Genomic DNA, 14,403 nt, shown 5'->3' with positions numbered 1-14,403 from the left:
CCTGTGAGCATGTCCAGCGATCACGTGCAGTCCGCCGAAATGCCGTTCCTCGCGCTCCTGGCCCGGGGCGCGTCGGCCGACGCCTACGAGCAGCCGGAGCTGCTCGCGCGGGCCGAAGGGCGCCCGGCGGAATGGATCGCCGCGCTCCGGCAGGCCAAGCCGCTCGCCCTGCGCGTCCGCGCGGAGCTGGAGGGACGACGCCGGCGCGAGGCCGAGCTGTCCGCACTGTTCGAGACCGCCCACGACCTCGCCGGGCTGCGCGACCTCGACGCCGTGCTACAGGCGATCGTGCAGCGCGCCCGCTCGCTGCTGGGCACGGACGTCGCCTACCTCAGCCTGAACGACACGGAGCGCGGCGACACCTACATGCGGGTCACCGAAGGCTCGGTCGCGGCCCGGTTCCAGCAGCTGCGGCTCGGCATGGGGGAGGGGCTCGGCGGTCTGGTCGCACAGACGGCGCGCCCCTATGTCACCGACGACTATTTCAAGGACGACCGTTTCCAGCACACCCTCACCATCGACGCGGGCGTGCGGGACGAAGGGCTGGTGGCCATCCTCGGGGTGCCCCTGACGCTCGGACACCACGTCATCGGCGTGCTGTTCGCCGCGGACCGCCGCGCCCGCGTCTTCGAGCGGGAGCAGATCGCCCTGCTCGGCTCCTTCGCCGCCCTCGCCGCGGCCGCCATCGACACCGCCAACCTGCTCGCCGAGACCAGATCCGCCCTCGCCGGCCTGGAGCGCGCGAACGAGATCATCCGGGACCGCAGCGGCGTCATCGAACGCGCCTCCGACGTGCACGACCGGCTCGCCGAACTCGTGCTGCGCGGCGGCGGGGTGCACGACGTGGCCGCGGCGGTCTCCGAGATCCTCGACGGAACCGTCGAGTTCGCCGAGGCCGCCGCCGCACCCGCCGCCGCCCTGGAGAAGTCCGGCACGCAGGGACACGCGGTGCTGCACGAGGACGCCTGGGTCGCCGCCGTCGCCGCCGGCGGCGAGGTGCTCGGCGCCCTGGTGCTGCGCGGGCACCCGGGGCTCGACCCCGTGGACCAGCGCACCCTGGAGCGCGCCGCCATGGTCACCTCCCTGCTGCTTCTGGCCCGCAGATCCGCAGCCGAGGCCGAACAGCGTGTGCGCGGTGAACTGCTCGACGACCTGCTCGACGCCCGCGACCGCGACCCGCGCCTGCTGCGGGAGCGCGCGGCCCGGCTCCACGCCGACCTCGACGCCCGGCACGTGGTCCTGGCCGCACGAGGGGAGGGCGACGCGACCGACGCCGGCCAGGAGGCCGAAGCCCGCAGACGGCTGGCAGCGGCGGCGTCCCACCTGGCCGCCACCCGGCACGGTCTGGCCGCGGCACGCGACGGGGGCACCGTCCTGCTGCTGCCCCTCGGCCCCGGCGGCACCGCGACCGATCTGGCCCGCCGCGCGGCCCGGCACCTGGGCACAGCGGTCCACGCACCGGTCACCGTCGGCGCCTCCGCACCCGCCCAGGACCTCGTCACCCGCCCCGAGGCCGTGGCCACCGCCTACGCGGAGGCCCGCCGCTGTCTCGAAGCCCTGCGCGTCCTCGGTCGCTGCGGAGACGGGGCAGCCGCCGAGGACTTGGGCTTCCTGGGGCTGCTCCTGGCCGGCGACCGGGACATCCCGGGCTTCGTCGACCGCACCATCGGCGAGGTCGTCGCCTACGACCGGCGGCGCGGCACGGAACTGCTGCGCACCCTCGACGCGTACTTCACCTGCGGAATGAGCCCGGCGCGCACCAAGGACGAACTGCACGTCCATGTGAACACGGTCGCCCAGCGCCTGGAGCGCGTCGGGCGCCTGCTCGGGGACGACTGGCAGAGCCCGGCCCGGGCCCTGGAGATCCAGCTCGCCCTGCGCCTGCACCGCTTGTCGGCGCCGGCACCGCACAGACCCCCGCACGCGTGACGCACGGGGGCCGGAGGGCACAGGTTGCAGATCAGGGGGTGCGGGCGTCCTCCGAGGCGGCGGCCTTGCGGTCCGCTCCTCGGTCGGTGGGAAGCACGGCGTCTGCGTCGTCGTCTGCGTCGGCGTCTGCGTCGGCCAAGTCCCGGTGCCGTGTTTCCTCGGCCGCCGCCACCGCGACGATCGTGAGGACGACGGCGCCGATCACGTACAGCGCGATCGGCGTGGAATCGCCGTAGTCGGACAGCAGCGCCGTGGCGATCAGCGGCGCGGGCGCACCCGCCGCGACCGAGGCGAACTGTGCGCCGATCGACGCACCGGAGTAGCGCATCCGCGTCGCGAACATCTCGGAGAAGAACGCGGCCTGGGGCGCGTACATCGCTCCGTGCAGGACCAGCCCGACGGTGACGGCGAGGATCAGGCTGCCGAAGCCGCCGGTGTCGATCAGTGAGAAGAACGGGAACATCCACAGCCCGACACCGACCGCACCCATCAGATACACGGGCCGGCGGCCGATCCGGTCGGACAGCGCGCCCCACGCCGGGATGACCGCGAAGTGCACGGCCGAGGCGATCAGCACCGCGTTCAGCGCGGTCTGCTTGGAGACGCCGGCCGCCGTGGTGGCGTAGACGAGGATGAAGGCGGTGATGACGTAGTAGCTGATGTTCTCCGCCATGCGGGCCCCCATCGCGACCAGGACGTCACGCCAGTGGTGCCGCAGTACGGAGACGAGCGGCAGCTCATCGGCGTTCGCCGCCGCGTCCGCCCTGCGCGCCTCGGCCTGCGCCAACGCCTGCTGGAAGACGGGCGATTCGTCGACAGACAGACGAATCCACAAACCGACGATCACCAGCACGCCCGAGAGCAGGAACGGCACCCGCCAGCCCCAGCTGCCGAACGCGGTGTCCGACAGCAGGGCCGTGAGCAGCGACAGCACACCGGTGGCGAGGAGTTGCCCCGCCGGCGCGCCGGTCTGCGGCCACGACGCCCAGAACCCGCGCCGCCGAGCGTCCCCGTGCTCCGACACCAGCAGGACGGCGCCGCCCCATTCACCGCCGAGCGCGAACCCCTGGACCAGCCGGAGCACGGTCAGCAGCACCGGCGCGGCCGTCCCGATGGAGGCGTGCGTCGGAAGCAGCCCGATCGCGAAAGTCGCCCCGCCCATCAGGAGCAGACTCAGCACCAGCAGCTTCTTGCGCCCGAGCCGGTCGCCGTAGTGTCCGAACACCAGCGCGCCCAGCGGCCGGGCGGCGAACCCGACCGCGTACGTCAGGAACGACAACAGGGTGCCGACGAGCGGGTCGGAGTCCGGGAAGAACAGCTTGTTGAACACGAGCGCGGCGGCGGAGCCGTAGAGGAAGAAGTCGTACCACTCGATGGTGGTGCCGATGAGGCTGGCGGCGACGATGCGCTTGAGGTTGCCCGGGGGTGGGGGAGCGGTGGTTGCTGAGGCCATGTGCGCCACTTCCTCGTGTGCGGTGGGGACGGGTACGTGTCGGCACACCGTAGGAACGTGCAGGTCAGGGGCACATGTGGTGGGGCAACATAGTTCGGGGCACGGCTATGCGTCGGTCCACCATGCCGGTTCACGGAGCGGCGGCCGAGGGGCTTGGAGAGGGGCGAACATCAACGCCACCGGGGAGACAGCGGCAGGCCGGCACGCCCTGCAGGCGACCGTCGACGCCGCCAACAGCCTCGGCGTCGAGCAGGGCAGCTGTCAGGGTGTGGGGGGGGGGCGCTGGACCGCTCTGCTGGCCAGACTTCCCGACCACCGGGTCAACAGCGACGGGGCGCTGGCCGTATGGGCAAACCTGACGATCTGCAACGCGGACGCGGACGCGGCCCACGCCCTGCCCGCCCTGCTCGCCGAGTCCTTGATCTACAGCCGGCCCGGCATGCTGGAGATCCTCCCCGCGCTTCCCGACCAGTTCCCGAAGGGCACCAACCAGCAGTGGCGGTTTCTGCCCAACCACGACGGATCCTTCCGTCTGGCCTGCGTCAAGAGCGGCAAGCTCCTCGAATGCCCCGGCGGGTCGACCACGCAGGGCCAGGCACTCGACCAGTCGGCGGACCCCACCGGACCACACCAGTGGTGGAAGCTCGCCCCCGCCACGAGCGGCAGCCACCGCCTGGTCAACGTCAAGAGCGGGATATGCGTGGACGCCTCCAACGGTCACACGGCCGACGGCACCCCGCTCATCCAGTGGCCGGCCAACACCGGCAGCAACCAGGAGTGGCAGATCGTCCCCGTGTGAGGGGCGGACAGGGCTTGCCGGCGTACCTCGCGGACCAGAGGGAAGTGAGGTGAACTTACGCGGGATTGACGGGAGTTCCGAAGATCGAGTACGGTCCGCTCACTTCCTCGCGGCTGAAGCGAGCGAAGTGATGCGACCGGTCCGTTCGCGCATACAGCCAAGGATTCCCGGCGTGCGCCCGCCGTTCGCGCTGTGCCGCCTCCCACACCCTCATTGTCAGTAAGGGCTCACCTTGTCGCGCTCGCAACGTCTCAGAAGTCTGTCCGCATTCGCCGTAACCGCTTTCAGCGCTGCCGTCGTCCTGTCGGCGCTCGGAGCCGGCGTGGCAAGCGCCACGGGATCAGAGGGATGCCAGTCCGCCACCGTGCAGTACCGCATCGTCGGTGCCGACGGGAACGTCGTAGGTGCCGACTGGACCTCGCAGGGCGGGCTCTACCTCTGGAAGACCGCACCCGGGACCGTAGAGGTCCGGCTCGCTCCCGGTCAGACGGTCGGAGACGGCTGCAAGTACCCCGTCTCCCTCGCCGAGTACACCACGGAAGGGCCGGACTGGTACTCCTCCGGCCGCCAGACGCTGATCGACAAGGCCACGGTCTACCTCACCGCCGCCGACGTCGCCGGCTCGGACGACTCCGGGCGGACCTGGCAGAAGCTGAGCGTGAAGACGCCCGACTGCTACGGCCAGATCGATCTGTACGGCGACGACGTCACGTACGACGGCGGCACGGGTGAGGGGCACGGCCCGGCGCCGTACGAGCCCGGCGGCGTCGTCACGCCGAACCACCTGATAGCGGCGTGGAACGGCGGCGAGAAGCCGTGCACCCCGAAGACGCCGGAGTCACCCACCCCGACCCCGTCGGAGCCGGCGCCGAGCACTCCCGCCACGCCCACGACGCCCGCGGGAGAGACGACCCCGCCGTCCACCGACACGCCGCCGACGAAGCCGCCCACGACCCCGGACGTTCCCCCGCTGGAGTCGACGCCGCCCACCACTCCGGCACCGACGCCCAGTGACAGCACGCCGCCCCTGGCGGAGACCGGCTCCAGCACGCCGGTCGGGCCCGTCGTGGGCGGTGCGGCCCTGGTGGTCGCCGTCGGAGCCGGCGCCCTGTTCGTGACGCGCCGCACGCGTCGCTCGTGACGTCAGCGCGGCAGTTCGCTCCCTCCCGCTGAGCGGGACCGCCGTCGCGGTGGGAGACCTGCAGGTGACCGGTCTTCGGCGTGAATTCCGGGGCCGGCGCCTGTCGCCGAACAGGGGCCGTAGTGACCTGATGTACCTGGTCGCTACGGCCCTTCGCGGCGTGAAGCCGGAACATCACCGCGCGGCACGGTCAGCGGGGGACGATCTGCCAGTCCTGGTTGGGCCCTCCGGTGGCCGGCCACTGGATGACCGGGGCCTTGTCCGCGGTGGAGGCGTCCTTCACGTCGGCACACCAGCCGTTGCGCACGTTGACCGGCGTGTGGAAGCCGCTGGTCGAGGACGGGACCAGCTTCCACGACTGGTTGTCGCTGCCGCTGTCGGTCGACTGGTCGAGGGTCGCGCCCTGGGCGGACCCGTCCGGGCTGTTCAGCACCTTGCGGCCTTTGACATTGGACAGCATTCGGCAGCCGGTACGAGCCGTCGATGTTCGGCAGCAGCTTCCACTGCTGGTTACGGCCCTCGTTCGAGGGCCACTGGATGATGGCGGCGCCGTCGACGGTCGAGCCGTCGCTGACATCCATCACCTTGCCCCTCTTGGTTCACCAGCTTGATGTCGAGCCCAGGTCCACCTTCAGCCACCGTCCCGTGTTGCCGTTGCCGCCGCACCAGCGGGTGGCGGTGGAGCCGTCGACGGCTTTCGCCGCGGTGTTGCCCTTGGACGTCTCCTCGCTGCTGGCCGTAGCGGTCTTGTCTGCGGCGATGTTCGCCGGCTGCACGGAGCGGTCCAGCGTGACGCCGACGACGCGGGTGACCTGCGCGTCACCGAGGGACGGGGTGGTGAAGCCGGTGCCGCTGTAGCCGGACGTCGGGTGCTACCGAGCGCGTCGGCCCCCGACCGCCCCCTTCGGGCCCCACGCACCACAGTTGTCAAAAGTGTTGACGCGCCCCTCTTCCTGCCACTTGACTTTGCCCGCATTTACGAACGGCGTTCGATATCGAGAACGAGTTGACACTGGCATCGCGACCCCCTGAAAGCCCTTGAGCGTGGGAGAAGAGAAAAGTCGCCCGGTAGCCCCGTCCGCCCCCTCTGCACCGAGCTACCCATGCCATCCCACTGCGCCTGCTCACCCCACGGTGGCATGGGCTCGACGACAGGAGATGTACATGTCCGCTGTACTCGCACGGCTGTCGGCGATACTGGTCGCCGCCTGCCTGCTCTTCACCTCCCAAGTCCTGACCGCACCCGGGCGGGCGGCCGCCGCCGACCCGGGTTACCTGATGGCGCACTTCATCGGGGAGGGGGCGAACGGTCAGCAGATCTACTTCTCGCACAGCGCGGACGGCCTGCACTGGAACGACCTCAACGGCGGGGGAACGACCCTGCGCTCCACTGTCGGCACGCGCGGGGTACGCGACCCCGCACTGGTCCGCTCCCCGAACGGTGACAAGTACTGGATCATCGCGACCGACCTGTGCATCGGCTGCGGGCAGACGTGGAGTCAGTCCATCAACGACGGCAGCCGCAACCTCGTGGTCTGGGAGTCCACGGACCTGGTCACCTGGTCACAGCCGTGGCTGCTCAACGTCGCCGGCGCCATCCCCGACGGACGCAACGCCTGGGCGCCGGAAGCCATCTGGAACCCGGCCACCAACGACTACGTCCTGTATTGGGCGACGAACGTGCCCCTCAACGGCGCGACGAAGCACCGCATCTTCTCCGCCCGCACCAGCGACTTCCGCACCGTCACCACCCCGCAGATGTACATCGACCGCCCCGGCACCCAGGAACTCATCGACACCCAGATCGTCGAGATGCCGGCCGGCATCGGCAACTACCGTTACATACGGGCCTCCGGTGACGGCCAGATCACGCTTGAGGGCAGCAACTCGATCCTCGGGACCTGGACGAATCTCGGCAACCTCTCCGGCATCGGCCTGACCGGCTCCCAGGTCGAGGGCCCGATGTGGATGAAGTTCCGGGACCGCAACGAGTGGACCCTGTACCTCGACCAGTACGCCTCAGGGCGCGGCTACATGCCGGTCACGACGACCAACCCCTCCGCCCCCGGCACCTACCGGATTCCGGCGTCGGGCACGTACGACATGGGCGGGACGAAGAAGCGTCACGGTTCGATATTGAACCTGACGGCCGCCGAGGAGAGCCGCGTCCTCGCACGCTGGCCCGACACCGCGGTCAACCGGCTCCAGTCGTACAACTTCCAGGACCGGTACGTGCGGCACGCCGACTTCGACGTGCGCATCGACCAGAACATCACCGGCGAAGACGCCAAGTTCCGGCTCAGGCCCGGCCTGGCGGGCTCCGGCACCGTCTCCTTCGAGTCGGTGAACTTCCCCGGGTACTTCCTGCGCCACTCCGACTACGACTTCCAGCTGGTCCGCAACGACGGCACCGCCCAGTTCGCCGCGGACGCCACCTTCCGCCAGGTCGCCGGCCTCGCCGACTCCGCCTGGTCCTCGTTCCAGTCGTACAACCACCCGGACCGCTACATCCGCCACTACGCCTACGAACTGCGGCTGGACCCGATCACCACCGCCGTCGGACGCAGCGACGCCACCTTCCGCGTGACGAGCTGACCCCACCGAGGGGGATGCCGGTGCTGTCAGGCCCACCGTCCGCTCGGCGGGAAGGCGGATACCTGCAGTCGTCGCGCATCACCTGGTCAACGGGCCTGTGGGTGACTCTCGTACGGCTTCGGCGGGAGTCTTGTCGCCGAGCACGGCGCGGGGTTGACGGTTGAGCTGTCAGGTCACCTCGCCGAGGTCCCGAGCGGTGTGTCCGGCCAGGTCGGTGTCGTTGGGCGCGTCTTCCTGGGCCGGGGCGGGATGGGGGCTGTCTGCGTGAACGACAGGTGGCGAACCTGCGGCGCTCTCAGGCGTTTCACGGTGGTCGACTTGCGTGGGGCGTGTGGCAGTGCCGGCGACGCCGGAGCGCCGAAAGGGCCGAACCGACCCCGGTACACCGGGGTCGGTTCGGCCCTTGCTCGGACGTCACATGTGTACGACGGGGGCGGCGTCAGGGTCCTGCTCCGGTACGCCGCGTCGGTAGAGGATGACGCTGATGACCAGGCCGACGCCGAAGAAGACGGCCGACCACCAGTAGGCGGTGGAGTAGGCCTCCAGGCCCGCGTGGGCCTGCACAGCGGGGTCCCTGGGGTCCTTGCCGGTCAGATAGTCGGTGGCGGCGCTGGTGGCGAGGGTGTTGAGCAGGGCGGTACCGATCGAGCCGCCGACCTGCATCATGGCGTTGACTGTGGCGGAGGCGACTCCGGAGTGCTCGGCGTCCACGCCTGTGACGGCCAGGCTCATGCCAGGGGGCATCACCAGGCCGAGGCCGAGACCCACCACCACCAGAGTCGGCAGGATGTCCGTGACGTAGGAGCTGTGCAGATCGAGGGCGGTCATCCAGACCATGCCGGCGGCGGCCAGGCCCATGCCGAGCGGGACCACCGGCTTGGGACCGACGCGGGGGATCAGCACGCTGGTGGCAAGGGTGGAGCTGATCACCAGCGCGCAGGTCATGGGCAGGAAGGCCAGTCCGGTCTCGATGGGCGTGTAGCCGAGACTCTGCTGGAGGTAGTAGGTGAGGAAGAGGAACACCCCGAACATGCCGGCGCCGCTGATCAGCACGGCGATGAAGGAGGCGCCGCGGTTGCGGTCGAGCAGCACGCGCAGGGGCAGCAGGGGATGGGAGGACCTGGTCTGCCACACGGTGAACGCGGCGAGCAGGGCGACTCCGGCGACCAGCCAGCCCCATGTCTGCGGCGAACTCCAGTCATGGCTCTCGGCGTTGGCGAAGCCGTAGACCAGACTGAACAGGCCGCCGCCGACGAGGACGGCGCCGGGGATGTCCAGGCTGGTGGTCTTGTCGCGGTGGGAACGGCGCAGAAGGAGGGCACCTCCGAGGAACGCCACACCGGCGAAGACGAGGTTGACGTAGAGGGTCCAGCGCCAGTCGAGGTGCTCGGTGAGCACACCGCCGAGCAGCAGGCCGATGGCACCGCCGGCGCCGGCGATGGCGCCGTAGACACCGAAGGCCCTGGCGCGCTCCTTGGGGTCGGTGAACGTCGTGGTCAGCAGCGACATCGCGGCCGGGGCGAGCAAGGCCCCGAACAGGCCCTGGCCGACGCGCGCGGCGACCAGCAGCTCGAAGCTGTTCGCGGCGCCGCCCAGGGCGGAGGCCCCGGCGAAGCCGACCAGTCCGACCAGGAAGGTGATCTTGCGGCCGAACAGGTCGGCTATGCGTCCGCCGAGCAGCAGCAGGCTGCCGAAGGCGAGGGCGTAGGCGGTGACGACCCACTGCCGGTCGCCGTCGGAGAAGCCCAGGTCCTTCTGGGCCGAGGGCAGGGCGATGTTCACGATCGTCGAGTCGAGCACCACCATGAGCTGGGCTACGCCGATGACGGTGAGAATCCACCAGCGATGGCGAGGTGGTGCGCCGGAGGACGGGAGCGGGGACACGGTGGCCTCGGCCGGTGTGCCGAGGGAGGTTCGGGACATGACGAAGTCTCCGGAGAAGTGGTGAAGGAGCAGGAAGGTGCGGTGATGTGATGTGGACGGCTGCTTCGTTGGAGCTCGTCACGTGATGCGGTCAGTGATCGCGTAGCCGTCAGGCCGCCGGCGTACCTGAGCGACGGACTCCTGCCTGGCGCTGAAGAGCGACACCGAGGGGAAGAACAGCCGCGATCGGTTGCGATTCGGGCCCGGGCTCTTCGGCGGCCTGTCGGCGGGCTTCCTGCGCCGAGGCGGGGGAGAAGGTCTGCCAGTACCGGGCCTGCCGGTTCAAGGTGCTGATCAGCGGCACCAGGTCGGCCGCGGCCGGGACGTCGGGGATGCCCAGCCGGTCTGCCGCCGTGTTCCCGAGGGACCGCCGAAGCACGCAGCGGATGAGGTCTTCCAGCTGCTCCTCGGACAGGACCGCGCCCGGCGCGTGAGCCGTCGCGTGGGCCTGTGCGCCGATCATGGCGGCTGTCGCAGCGCGTGAGGTGTCATCGGGTGTGGCCGTCATGGTGTTCAGCAACTCCTGCAGGCGGCGGGCGCCGGCGTGGTCGGCGACGTCCCTGTACAGGCGCTCGTCGAGCCCGAGGAGATGGGCGACGTAGGACCAGTACCGGTAGAGGCGGCTCTCCTCCTCGGCAGTGATGCCGATGCCCACGGCCGTCAGGGCCTGGAAGGCGGTGAGAGTGAAGCCGAGCCAGGTGCGTGCCATGTCGAGCTGACCGATCGGCAGACCCGGGACGCCCATGTCCCGGTCCGTGAGGGAGGCGGCCCGCATGCGGGCGTGGCGCAGCCGGGCCTCGACGGTGGCCACGTACCCGGGCCCTCCACGCAGCAGCCCGCCCGGCCGGATGGTCTGCCGCGCCCACACCCCGGTCTCCGCGAGCCGGAACGAAACGGTCGGCGTCGGCTTGTCGGTTCGCATCAGCATCCGTGCGGTGGCCGGGCAGGCGTAAGTGTGAGCGAGCGCACCGGTGATCGCACAGAGACCGAACCACAGGGGCGGGACGGACAGGCTCACGGTGTCGCCGCGGTGGAGCATCAGAGGGTCGACCCAGGGAGGGGTCGTCTCCACCTGCTTCAGCAGCGCGGCGACGGCTTTCGGGGGCCGCTCGTCGAGACCTGCCAGCCCTTTCCTCAGACCGGCGTCGAGAGCCTGCCGCGCCTTGGGGCCGTAGAGGTCCAGATCGGCTATGACGGCGTCGGCGAGCGGATCTCCGGCGGTGAGCAGTGGCGCCATGCGGTCGGCCTTCATGGAGGGCCGGGGGCCCGCCGCTTCGAGGGCGACCACTCGAGCGGAGGGTGTGTGGGGGGTGTGGTTCGCGGTCACGTGGCTCTCTCACTTCCGGGAAGGTGCGACCAGGGCGTCGGACGCACTCAGTCCCGAGCCGATCGGGGAGGTGGGGGCGTCCGTCACGAACAACGTCTGACACCTGTCAGATTAGAGACAATCTGACAGGTGTCAAGTAAACTTGTTCCCGTGACCCCAGGGCCGGACTGCGGGCAACCCTCCCGGGCAGCCGAGGCAGGTCTTTTTCGGAGCAAATGCGAGGCCGACGAACGACGCCTGTGAGGTGCACGCCGCGCAGGCACGAAACAGCAGTCATGGAGGCAGTGATGGGAGCACGAACCGAGTCCGTCAGGCGGCCGGGGCGTCCAGGGGCCGGCACTCCGGCGGTGCCCGGGGAGGAGAGCATCCTCCAGCGAGGCCTCGAGGCCTTCGCAGAGCTGGGCTACGACCGTGCCTCCGCACGCGAACTGGCCCGCCGCCTGGGCGTCAGCCACAACTTCATCAACGACCGGTACGGGTCCAAGGCGGCTTTCTGGCGTGCGGTCATGGACCATGCGCTGGGGCCGCAACTGGAGCGCCTGCAACAGGCGGATTCCGGGATCGACGACGCCCAGCAGCTGCGCCGGATCGTCACCGGCTTCTACCGCGCCGCGGCGGACACGCCGTTGATCGGACGCGTCTTCGTCGACGAGTCGTCCCGGGACACCGAACGGTTGGACTATCTGTACGAGCGCTTCGTCGCTCCGACCCTGCAGCTCATGTCGCCCAGCATCGAGCGGCTCGTCGCCTCCGGACGCATGGCGCCCATTCCGATGGACGTGCTGTTCTTCGCCGTCATCCCGCCCGTCGCGGGAATGGTGGAGGGCCCTCTGGCGCGGCGCCTCGGCCGACCGGAATCCGCCTCGTCGCAACGGCTCACGGACACAGCGGAGGCGCTGGCGACGCTCGTGGTCAACGGACTCCTCGCGACGGGTGCGCCAAGCGACCGGTGAGCTCGACCGGGGCCCGTTCGGCGGATCTTGGAGCCTGTATCAGGCTCGATGTACAGCTCGGCCGGGGCGATCCGCTGCAGCCGGCCGTGACGGCCGGCTCGCCCCTCCAAGAGATTTATGCCGTCCCCGCTCGGCACGGACGGCGTCCGGCCACCGGTCGGATGGTTCGGGTATCCGCGCAGGAACCGGTCGCCGAGCCGAACCACGAACAGGTGCTGCGCCGGCGGTCGCGCCGCCCACCGGATGTCGGCCTCCGCTCCGGCCCGCGGCAGGCTTGGCCGACTACGACTTGGCTCTGACCAGACCGGTGTCGTACGCCGTGATGACGGCCTGGACGCGGTCGCGTGCGCCGATCTTGGCGAGGACGCGGCCGACGTGCTTCTTGACGGTGGATTCGGTGAGGACGAGGCGCTCGGCGATCTCGGTGTTGGTCCAGCCCTGGCCGATGGCGACGAGGACTTCGTGTTCGCGGTCGGTGAGGGTCTTCAGGCGGGGGTCCTCGGCGGGTGGGCTGTCCGCGGGGGCCAGGACCCGGTGGGTGTAGGCGTCCAGGAGGCGACGGGTGAGGCGGGGGGAGACGACGGCGTCGCCGGTGGCGACCGCGTGGATGCCGGCGACGAGTTCCTCGGGGCGGGCGTCTTTGAGCAGGAAGCCGCCGGCGCCGGCGCGCAGGCCGTCGTAGGCGTACTCGTCGAGGTCGAAGGTGGTGACGATGAGGACGCGGGTGCGGCCGCCCGCGGCGATGATGCGGCGGGTGGCCTCGATGCCGTCCATGCCGGGCATGCGGATGTCCATGAGGACGACGTCTGGCCGGAGTTCGGCGGCCATGCGGACGGCCTCGGCGCCGTGTGCTGCCTCACCGACCGGGGTCAGGCCGGGCGTGCCCTCCAAAAGCATGCGCACGCCCATGCGTTGCAGGGGCTGGTCGTCGGCGATGAGGACGGTGGTCATGGCTGATGATCTCCTGGGGGTACGTCGAGGACGACGTCGACGAGCCAGCCGTGGCCTGCGGCACGCGGGCCGAGGGCGACGGTACCGCCATACATGGCGGCCCGCTGGCGGATGCCGACGAGGCCATGCCCGGCGTCGCCGGACCGCGCGCCGGCGGCTGCGCCGGTGTCGGCGATTGTGACGTGCACGGTGTCGGTGTCCTTGATGACGGTGACGTCGGCCGTGGCGCCGGGGCCGGCGTGTTTGAGGGTGTTGGTGAGGGCTTCCTGCACGATGCGGTACACCGTGAGCTGAACGCCGCTGCCAAGGGCGTCGAGGTCGCCCATCGTCCGGTAGGTCACGGGCAGCCCCGCCGCTCGCACACGCGTCAGCAACGCGTCCAGGTCCCGGATGCCGGGCTGCGGGCCGAGCAGCCGTTCGTCCTCTTCAGGGCCCCGCTCTTCGCGCAGCACGCCGAGGACCCGCCGGAGCTCGCTCATCGCCTGGCGGCCGGTGTCGGCGAGGATGCGCAGTGCGTCGGCGGACGTCTCGCCGCGGCTGGCGGCGAGGGTGGCTGCTCCGTCGGCGACGCTGACCATGACGGAGAGGTTGTGGCCGACGATGTCGTGCATCTCACGGGCGATGCGGGTGCGTTCGGCGGCGGTCGTGAGCCGGATGCGCTGGTCCTGCTCGACCTCCAGGCGTGTGGCCCGGTCCTCCAGGGCCGCGAGGTAGAGGCGACGGATCCGCAGCGTCAGGCCGATGGCGATGGCCGCCGTCGTCGTGCCCATCAGGAAGAAGAGACCGAGGAACGGGTGCTCGACAGGGACCAGCCGCGCGACTGCGAGCGTGAGTTGGGCGGCGGTGAGAGCGGCGGCCCAGCCGAGGGCGCGCAGGGATCCGTGCAGGGCAAGGCTGTAGAGGGCGATGAGCGCGGCCATGCCGGGTTGTTGCCACACCCCCAGCGACCACTGGGCCAGCAACACCGCGGAGATCACCCAGTACGTGGCGGCCGGGGCCCTGCGGCGCCACCACAGCGGCACGACGAGTGCGATGGCGAAAGCTACCAGCACCGGCATGGGCAAGTGGCTGCGATCCGTCGGGTCCCCGAAGGGTCCGTGGCGGCTGTGGGAGAGCAGGTCGGGGAGGCTGAGCAGGGCGACAACGAGGACGACCGCGGTGTCGAGCACCCACGGATGCCGCTGGTCCAGCCGGCGTCGGGCGCTTCGACCGCGCAGTATCCGGCCCAGGAGCGGGTGTGCCCAGGCGTCGGCGAGCCCGGGGGACGGCGCGGTGGCCGTCCCCCGGGCGATGGTCGCGGGAACCTGTCTCATGACCCAACTGTCTCGCACG

Annotated in this window: 12 protein-coding genes and 1 pseudogene; 5 read left to right on the top strand and 8 right to left on the bottom strand. The window is 70.6% G+C overall.

Annotation, left to right across the window (positions count from 1 at the left end; genetic code table 11):
* Positions 1-9 precede the first annotated feature (9 nt).
* Positions 10-1,929 (top strand): GAF domain-containing protein, encoded by a 1,920-nt coding sequence (locus AB0F04_RS25300; RefSeq protein WP_362044804.1) that lies wholly within the window; start codon positions 10-12, stop codon positions 1,927-1,929.
* A gap of 31 nt (positions 1,930-1,960) precedes the next feature.
* Here AB0F04_RS25300 and AB0F04_RS25295 read toward each other — a convergent pair whose 3' ends face one another.
* Positions 1,961-3,382, bottom strand: coding sequence for an MFS transporter (locus tag AB0F04_RS25295; protein ID WP_362044802.1), 1,422 nt, complete (start codon positions 3,380-3,382; stop codon positions 1,961-1,963).
* Positions 3,383-3,650: 268 nt separating this feature from the next.
* Here AB0F04_RS25295 and AB0F04_RS25290 point away from each other — a divergent pair, with 268 nt between their 5' ends.
* Both AB0F04_RS25290 and AB0F04_RS25285 read left to right on the top strand, forming a co-directional pair.
* Positions 3,651-4,181 (top strand): RICIN domain-containing protein, encoded by a 531-nt coding sequence (locus tag AB0F04_RS25290; protein WP_362044800.1) that lies wholly within the window; start codon positions 3,651-3,653, stop codon positions 4,179-4,181.
* Positions 4,182-4,503: 322 nt separating this feature from the next.
* On the top strand, positions 4,504-5,322 hold the full coding sequence (locus AB0F04_RS25285; RefSeq protein ID WP_362044798.1) for an LAETG motif-containing sortase-dependent surface protein: 819 nt from the start codon (positions 4,504-4,506) through the stop codon (positions 5,320-5,322).
* Between the two features lie 190 nt (positions 5,323-5,512).
* Here AB0F04_RS25285 and AB0F04_RS25280 read toward each other — a convergent pair whose 3' ends face one another.
* The 3 genes and pseudogenes from AB0F04_RS25280 to AB0F04_RS25270 all read right to left on the bottom strand — a co-directional run bounded on the left by AB0F04_RS25280 (position 5,513) and on the right by AB0F04_RS25270 (position 6,098).
* On the bottom strand, positions 5,513-5,782 hold the full coding sequence (locus AB0F04_RS25280) for an RICIN domain-containing protein (RefSeq protein WP_362044796.1): 270 nt from the start codon (positions 5,780-5,782) through the stop codon (positions 5,513-5,515).
* A gap of 55 nt (positions 5,783-5,837) precedes the next feature.
* Positions 5,838-5,903: pseudogene (locus tag AB0F04_RS25275) on the bottom strand (hypothetical protein); the annotation flags it as partial.
* 18 nt (positions 5,904-5,921) lie between these two features.
* Positions 5,922-6,098 carry a discoidin domain-containing protein gene (locus AB0F04_RS25270; RefSeq protein WP_362044794.1) on the bottom strand — a complete coding sequence of 59 codons (177 nt, stop codon included), beginning with the start codon at positions 6,096-6,098 and terminating at the stop codon, positions 5,922-5,924.
* Between the two features lie 388 nt (positions 6,099-6,486).
* On the opposite strand from AB0F04_RS25270, the gene AB0F04_RS25265 reads away from it, so the two are divergent.
* Positions 6,487-7,917 carry a glycoside hydrolase family 43 protein gene (locus AB0F04_RS25265; protein ID WP_362044792.1) on the top strand — a complete coding sequence of 477 codons (1,431 nt, stop codon included), beginning with the start codon at positions 6,487-6,489 and terminating at the stop codon, positions 7,915-7,917.
* A 414-nt stretch (positions 7,918-8,331) separates the two neighbouring features.
* Here AB0F04_RS25265 and AB0F04_RS25260 read toward each other — a convergent pair whose 3' ends face one another.
* Together AB0F04_RS25260 and AB0F04_RS25255 are read right to left on the bottom strand one after the other, a co-directional pair.
* Positions 8,332-9,840 (bottom strand): MFS transporter, encoded by a 1,509-nt coding sequence (locus tag AB0F04_RS25260; protein ID WP_362044790.1) that lies wholly within the window; start codon positions 9,838-9,840, stop codon positions 8,332-8,334.
* A 109-nt stretch (positions 9,841-9,949) separates the two neighbouring features.
* Entirely contained in the window at positions 9,950-11,167 is a 1,218-nt protein-coding gene (locus tag AB0F04_RS25255) for an oxygenase MpaB family protein (RefSeq protein ID WP_362044788.1), read from the bottom strand.
* Positions 11,168-11,454: 287 nt separating this feature from the next.
* Here AB0F04_RS25255 and AB0F04_RS25250 point away from each other — a divergent pair, with 287 nt between their 5' ends.
* Positions 11,455-12,120 (top strand): TetR/AcrR family transcriptional regulator, encoded by a 666-nt coding sequence (locus AB0F04_RS25250; protein ID WP_362044786.1) that lies wholly within the window; start codon positions 11,455-11,457, stop codon positions 12,118-12,120.
* A gap of 282 nt (positions 12,121-12,402) precedes the next feature.
* Here AB0F04_RS25250 and AB0F04_RS25245 read toward each other — a convergent pair whose 3' ends face one another.
* Positions 12,403-13,071, bottom strand: coding sequence for a response regulator transcription factor (locus AB0F04_RS25245; protein WP_362044784.1), 669 nt, complete (start codon positions 13,069-13,071; stop codon positions 12,403-12,405).
* Positions 13,068-14,384, bottom strand: coding sequence for a histidine kinase (locus AB0F04_RS25240; RefSeq protein WP_362044782.1), 1,317 nt, complete (start codon positions 14,382-14,384; stop codon positions 13,068-13,070). Before AB0F04_RS25240 ends, AB0F04_RS25245 begins: the two co-directional genes overlap by 4 nt.
* Positions 14,385-14,403: the final 19 nt, after the last annotated feature.

The organism is Streptomyces sp. NPDC029041 (assembly GCF_040637515.1).
Lineage (GTDB): Bacteria > Actinomycetota > Actinomycetes > Streptomycetales > Streptomycetaceae > Streptomyces.
Note: the sequence above shows the minus strand (reverse complement) of the source record. Positions and strands in the feature narration are given on the sequence as shown.